1 protein-coding gene is annotated in these 520 nt (G+C 58.8%); it reads left to right on the top strand.

Going from position 1 to position 520, the window contains the following annotated elements; all coding sequences use genetic code 11:
• Window positions 1-317, top strand: a 317-nt coding sequence (locus tag ACTHUR_RS18185) for a lysozyme inhibitor LprI family protein (protein WP_440400161.1), incomplete at its 5' end; no start/stop codon positions are given.
• Window positions 318-520 lie beyond the last annotated feature (203 nt).

The following is a 520-nucleotide window of genomic DNA, read 5'->3' as shown; positions in this document are numbered from 1 at the left end:
ACGAAGTCCTGCGTCCTGACCGTGAAACTCCGCGCAACGAGCCACCCGGCCTCAGCCAAAGCGAGCTCGACAACGCGCGCGCGCAAAACCGTCAGGCAGACGGCGAGATCAACGACCTCTGGGGCGGCATGGACAGCGATGTCAAACAACAAATCCTCGGCGAACAACGCACCTGGATTCAAAGCAAAAAACTCAACTGCCAACAAGCCGCCGCGTCCGCAGACAACGCCGCGCAAGCAGAATACCTGCGCCTGCAGTGTGAAACACGCATGACCCGCGAACGTACGCAATACCTGCGCGGCTATTCCATCAACTAAAACCGATAAGGCCGTCTGAACATTCAGACGGCCCACAAGAAAGCACATCACATCATGCAATACCGAATCCACCGTGAAGGCGACGCCCAAAACACACCCTCTTCAGCCTCCACCCCCGTCGACAACTGGGAGCGCAACACCCTGCGCGAAGTCCCCCTCGCCGCCTACCAAAAACAGCGCCGCGCCCGCATTTGGCGCAATAT

The sequence above is a fragment of the Neisseria sp. P0021.S007 genome (assembly GCF_051956855.1).
The sequence above is the reverse complement of the archived record's forward strand: the minus strand, read 5'-3'. Positions and strand labels throughout refer to the sequence as shown.